This is a genomic window from Cobetia sp. 5-25-4-2 (assembly GCF_013374075.1).
GTDB classification, from domain to species: domain Bacteria; phylum Pseudomonadota; class Gammaproteobacteria; order Pseudomonadales; family Halomonadaceae; genus Cobetia; species Cobetia marina.
Window position 1 is genome coordinate 137,737 of the sequence record NZ_BLWK01000010.1, and the last position, 6,000, is coordinate 143,736.

Annotated in this window: 4 protein-coding genes; 1 reads left to right on the forward strand and 3 read right to left on the reverse strand. The window is 63.9% G+C overall.

The window, feature by feature from the left end; translation table 11 throughout:
• Positions 1–85: 85 nt before the first annotated feature.
• Positions 86–1,876, reverse strand: coding sequence for a sigma 54-interacting transcriptional regulator (locus HXS65_RS16590; RefSeq protein WP_255304537.1), 1,791 nt, complete (start codon positions 1,874–1,876; stop codon positions 86–88).
• Positions 1,877–2,133: 257 nt separating this feature from the next.
• On the opposite strand from HXS65_RS16590, the gene HXS65_RS16595 reads away from it, so the two are divergent.
• On the forward strand, positions 2,134–3,351 hold the full coding sequence (locus HXS65_RS16595) for a globin domain-containing protein (RefSeq protein ID WP_077374267.1): 1,218 nt from the start codon (positions 2,134–2,136) through the stop codon (positions 3,349–3,351).
• 245 nt (positions 3,352–3,596) lie between these two features.
• On the opposite strand, the gene cysN is transcribed toward HXS65_RS16595, so the two are convergent.
• Together cysN and cysD are read right to left on the reverse strand one after the other, a co-directional pair.
• Positions 3,597–5,048 (reverse strand): sulfate adenylyltransferase subunit CysN, encoded by a 1,452-nt coding sequence (gene cysN / locus HXS65_RS16600; RefSeq protein WP_084208200.1) that lies wholly within the window; start codon positions 5,046–5,048, stop codon positions 3,597–3,599.
• A 178-nt stretch (positions 5,049–5,226) separates the two neighbouring features.
• On the reverse strand, positions 5,227–6,000 hold a 774-nt coding region (cysD, locus tag HXS65_RS16605; protein ID WP_176494420.1), incomplete at its 5' end, for a sulfate adenylyltransferase subunit CysD.

Genomic DNA, 6,000 nt, shown 5'->3' on the forward strand with positions numbered 1-6,000 from the left:
ACCTTCTCTCCCAGCGATGTCTGCGTCAGGGCAGACGACACACGACGGCGGCGCTCATCGAGCACCGCCGTCTTCGTCTCTCACGTCACACGATGCCCAACCGCCGGGCCTGTCGATACAGATTGCCGCGATCGACCTTGAGCCTGCGCGCGGCCTCTGCCCAGTTGCGATCACTCGCCAGCCAGACCCGCGAGATGTGCTCGCGCTGAAACGCCTCGGTGGCATCACGCAGCCCCAGCGCTTCATCGATGTCCTGCAGGACATGACGCTGCGCCGGGTTCGCTCTCCCCGCCTGAATCGTGCCATACCCCTCCTGTGCGGCGTGGAGGGCAAAGCCACCGGCCTGCTCGTGCGCCACCTCGGCACTCGCCTCCAGCCCCAGCAACTCCGGCGTGATCACCACCAGCTGACGCCCATCGGCGCGCAGGCGCGTCGGATGAGCCCCCTGCGCCAGCCGCGCATGCAGGGCGGCACGACTCAGGCAGTGCTCCAGCTCACGCACGTTGCCGGGCCACGGGTAGTCACACAGCAGATGCTCCGCCGCCGGCGTCAGGCGCAGATTGCCCAGCCCGAGGCGCGTGCGGTTGTGCTCGAGAAAGGTTCCCGCCAGCGCCAGCAGATCCGCTCGTCCGCGCTCACGCAGCGGCGGTACCCTGAGCGGATAGACGCTCAGGCGGTGGTAGAGATCTTCGCGGAAATGCCCGGCGGCGACTTCGGCCTCGAGATCACGATTGGTCGCCGCGATGACGCGCACGTCCACCCTGACCACGCGATCGCTGCCCAGCGGCTGCAATTCACCTTCCTGCAGCACCCGCAGCAGCTTGGGCTGCAGCGCCAGTGGCAGCTCACCGATCTCGTCCAGCAGCAGGGTGCCGCCATCGGCCATCACGAAATGGCCACGGTGATCATGGGACGCGCCGGAGAAGGCCCCTCGCCGATGCCCGAACAGCGCACTCTCGACCAGTTCCGGTGCCAGCGCGGCACAGTTGATGCGCACCAGAGGCCGACTGGCGCGACGCGACGCATCGTGCAACTGCTGGACCACGCCCTCCTTGCCCACCCCGGTCTCGCCCGTCACCAGCACCGTCATGTCGGTATCGGCTACCGCTTCCAGCTGTGCCTCCAGTCTCGCCATCGCTGGCCCGCGCTGCGGACAGGTCCTTTGGGCCTGCGGTGTCATGCCCGGCGCAAGCGCTGCCATGCCGGTCAGCGGAGCGGCCCCACGCTCAAGCCGTGATGCCAGCGCCAGACAGCAGGTGGGCAGCGTCAGCAGGTCATGAAGCTCCTGATGCTCCTGATGCTCCTGATGCTCCTGATGCTCCTGATGCTCCTGATGCTCCTGATGCTCCTGCGCCAGGACGTCTGCCAGCTCGGCATCGCCGATCTGCCGAATCTCCAGCGCTTCCAGCGGGGCCAACACGCCGGGTGTCAGCGCATCGAAGGTCATCACGCCCAGCAACCTGTCCCCTTCGCGCAGCGCGATACCCGCACAGTCGTGCACCAGCAGATCCGGCCCATGCACTTCCCCCAGCAGGCCATCGAAGGGGTCCGGCAGGTCACTGTCCACCGCGAAGCGATAGACACCGGTGTGCTCGGCAATCGCCTTGAGCCGCGGATGCTCTGACAACGCAAAGCGCCGACCGCGCACCTCGGCAGGTAGCCCATGCGTGGCCAGCGGCAGCAACTCGTCACGCTCCGGCAGATAGCGCATCAGCGTCGCGGCCTCACCGGGCAGACGCTGCATGATCGCGGCCAGCAGACGGGTCCATGGCAAGGCACGCCGCTTGCCACCCTCCTCTTCCGTCAACCAGGCAGCAAGCCAGGCGTTCAGGGCGGCAAGGGGCGTATCATTGCGTGGCAAGGGAGTCTCGGGCATGCGGGATTCCTGACGTCAGTCAACCGGAAATGGCGGGCGAGGTACTGGGTGATGAGCACGCGGCTCACGCGACGGCGTGTCGCAAGACATCGTCATGGCGACAGATGATGTCATCATGACACGCAAGATGTCATCTTGACACATTCTCACGTCGTGTATTTTTCACATCACCGCTCTCGGGGACGCATGGATACTGGCCTGACGAGTTGGCATGGCCCTTGCTCTCTTCATGGCGACATTCATCACGAGGTATCGTCATGCTGACCAACGCCCAGGAAGACCTGATCGCCGCCACCGCTCCCGTCGTCGCCGAGCACCTCAACGCCATTACCGCGCGCTTCTATCCGCTGATGTTCGAGCGCTATCCCGAAGTGAAGCCGCTGTTCAATCAGACGCACCAGGCCAGTGGTGGTCAGGCCCGTGCGCTGGCCGGCGCCGTGCTCGCCTATGTCGGCGCACGCCACTCGCGTGAGGCGGTGGACCGCCTGCTCGCGCCCGTGGTCAGCAAGCACGTCTCGCTCAATATCCTGCCCGAGCACTACCCCATCGTCGGCGAGTGCCTGATGGCCGCCATCGGTGAGGTGCTGGGAGACGCCGTCACGCCGGAGATCGCCGACGCCTGGGGCGCCCTCTACGGAGAGCTGGCCGCCGTGCTGATCGCCGCCGAGCAGGGCCGCTACGACAGCTTCGCTGCCACCCGCGGCGGCTGGCAGGGGCTGCGCCGCTTTCGCATCGTGCGTACGGAGGACGAGAGCCGCGAGATTCGCTCGCTGTACCTGGCGCCGGTGGAAGGTCCGATGTTCTCCTTCCTGCCGGGCCAGTACATCGGCATGCGCCTGACGACGCCGCAGGGCGTGATCCATCGCCACTACAGCCTGTCACACGCGCCGGACGAGCGCTTCTGCCGTATCTCGGTCAAGCGTGAAGACCACGGCCAGTCCAGCCAGTATCTGCATGCGCTGAACGTGGGTGACGAGATCGACCTGCTGCCGCCGGCCGGCGAGCTGACCTTCGAGCATGCCGCGCCCCAGAGCCCCGAGGCCCCGGTACTGCTGCTGTCTGCCGGCGTCGGCCAGACACCGATGCTCTCGCTGCTGGAGGCAGCGCTCGCGGCGGGTCGTCAGGTGATCTATCTGCATGCGGCCCGCAATCCCGAGGTACATGCCTTCGACACCACGCTGCAATCACTGGTCGCGCAGTATCCTGAGCAGCTGCATTATCAGGTCTGCTACGAGAAGGCTGACACTCTGCCGACGCATGCGCACCTGGGCATCATCGAGCGCGACTGGCTGGCACGTCAGATTGCCGCGACAGGTGCCAGTGCCGAGTCCCTGCAGGCCTTCGTGATCGGTCCGCATGGCTTCATGCAGAGCATGATCCAGCACCTCAATCGCATCGGCGTACCGCTCACCCAGTGCCATCACGAGCACTTCGGCCCCTCCACACCGCTTGCCATCGACGCCGCTGCCGCCTGATGCGCTGACGTGACCCGCACCATGCAAAAAGCCCCCATCGCCTTGCGGCCATGGGGGCTTCTGCGTTCTCCGGCTTCATATCCAGCAGGCCGTGTTGTTATCGCGTGTCCAGCGTTGTTGTTATCGGGTCATGCGACGGAGTCGACCGTGCCGGCTCGACTCCGTTACCGCGACTCATGTTGCCAAGGCTCTGTTGCAAAGACTTAGTTGCAAAGACTCTGTTACAAAGACTCTGTTGCAAAGACTTAGTTGCCACGGCCCAGCAGCTCGCGCACGTCGCGGGCTTCCCAGTGCGGGAAGTGCTTGCGTACCAGCGCGTTGAGATCGGCTTCAAACGCGGCCCAATCGGTCTGCTGCGTGGTTGCCTGCGTGCCGGAGCGGCCCACGCCGCGAATCATGCCCGCGCCGACGGTCACGTTGCTCAGACGATCGATGACGATGAAGCTGCCGGTGCCCGGGCTTGAACGGTAGTCGTCCACCGGCACCGACTGGGTCAGCTCGAGCTGGACGCGGCCGATGGCGTTCAGTGCCAGGCTGTCGCCCTCGTGATGTTCCAGCGTGTTGACGTCGTAGAGGTAATCGATGGCACTGACCTGCCCGGTCAGATCACGGGTCGCCAGCTTGATATCGTACTGACGGCCCGGTTGCAGCGGCTTCTCGTGCATCCAGACGACATCCGCTTCCAGCGCATTGGAGAGCGGCAGTTCGGCGTCTGCCGCCACCAGCCAGTCACCGCGCGAGATGTCGATCTCGTCGTCAAGCGTCAGCGTGATGGCCTGGCCCGGATAGGCGATCTCGAGGTCGCCATCGAAGGTGACGATGCGCTCGATGGTCGAGATCTTGCCGGATGGCAGTACCTTGACGCTGTCACCCGGACGCACGACACCGGCCGCCAGCGTGCCGCAATAGCCACGGAAATCGAGGTTGGGACGATTGACGTACTGCACCGGGAAGCGCAGATCGCTGAGGTTCTGATCGCGAGTCAGTTCGACGGTTTCCAGCACCTCCAGCAGCGACGGTCCGGCCTGACCATCGACGGTGTACCAGTCGAGTGACGGGCTGCGATTGACGACGTTGTCGCCCTTGAGCGCAGACATCGGCACGAAGCGGATATCCGGTGCATTCAACTTGTCGGCGAATTCCTGATACTCGGCGACGATCTCGTTGAAGCGCGCCTCGGAGTAGTCGACCAGATCCATCTTGTTGACCGCGATCACCAGATGCTGGATACCCAGCAGGTCGGCGATGAAGCTGTGACGACGGGTCTGGGTCTGCACGCCGTAGCGCGCATCGATCAGGATGATCGCCAGGCTCGCGGACGAGGCACCGGTGGCCATGTTGCGGGTGTACTGCTCATGCCCCGGGGTATCGGCGATGATGAACTTGCGCTTGTCGGTCGAGAAGAAGCGATAGGCGACATCGATGGTGATGCCCTGCTCACGCTCGGACTGCAGGCCATCGACCAGCAGGGCCAGATCGACTTCATCACCGGTGGTGCCGCTGGTCTTGGAGGCCTGGGTGATGGAGGCCAGCTGATCTTCGTAGATCAGCTTGGAGTCGAACAGCAGACGACCGATCAGGGTCGACTTGCCGTCATCGACGCTACCACAGGTGATGAAGCGCAGCAGGTCCTTGCGCTCGTGTTCTTGCAGATAGGCTTCGATATCCGCGGAAATCTTGTCTGACGCGTGGGACACACTCTTCTCCTTGCCGCTGTCATGGGCCTGATGAGCTGGCGAGCCAGTATCACGAGCCAGTGTCTCGTGAGGCTGCGAGCCGATTCATCAGGCGAATTGTTCGTTCAGGTCATCAAGCACGAGGCGGAATCAGCAGGATGGGGCCTCGTGAGGCAATGGGCCTAGCGAGAATTGGCGACTAGAAATACCCTTCGCGCTTCTTCTTCTCCATGGAGCCTGCCTGATCGTGATCGATGGCACGACCGGAGCGCTCGCTGGTACGGGTCAGCAGCATTTCCTGGATGATTTCCGGCAGGGTCGCGGCGGTGGATTCCACGGCGCCGGTCAGCGGATAGCAGCCCAGGGTGCGGAAGCGCACGGACTTCATCTCCGGCACTTCGCCTTCCTTGAGCGGCAGACGGTCGTCATCGACCATGATGTCGAGGCCGTCACGCTTCACCACCGGACGCACGGCGGAGTAGTAGAGCGGCACGATCTTGATGGACTCNAGGTAGATGTACTGCCAGATGTCCAGCTCGGTCCAGTTGGAGAGCGGGAAGACGCGGATGGACTCGCCCTTGTTGATCTTGGAGTTGTAGATGTTCCACAGCTCCGGACGCTGATTCTTGGGGTCCCAGCGGTGGTACTGGTCACGGAAGGAGTAGACACGCTCTTTCGCGCGTGAGGCTTCCTCGTCACGACGCGCACCGCCGAAGGCCGCATCGAAACCATGCTTGTCCAGCGCCTGCTTCAGCGACTGGGTCTTCATGATGTCGGTGTACTTGGCGCTGCCGTGCTCGAACGGGTTGATGTTCGCCTCGACGCCTTCCTGATTGATGTGCTCGATCAGTTCCATGCCGACTTCCGCGGCCATCTCATCGCGGAACTTGATCATCTCCTGGAATTTCCAGGTGGTGTTGACGTGCATCAGGGGGAACGGCGGCACGCCCGGCGCGAAGGCCTTGCGCGCCAG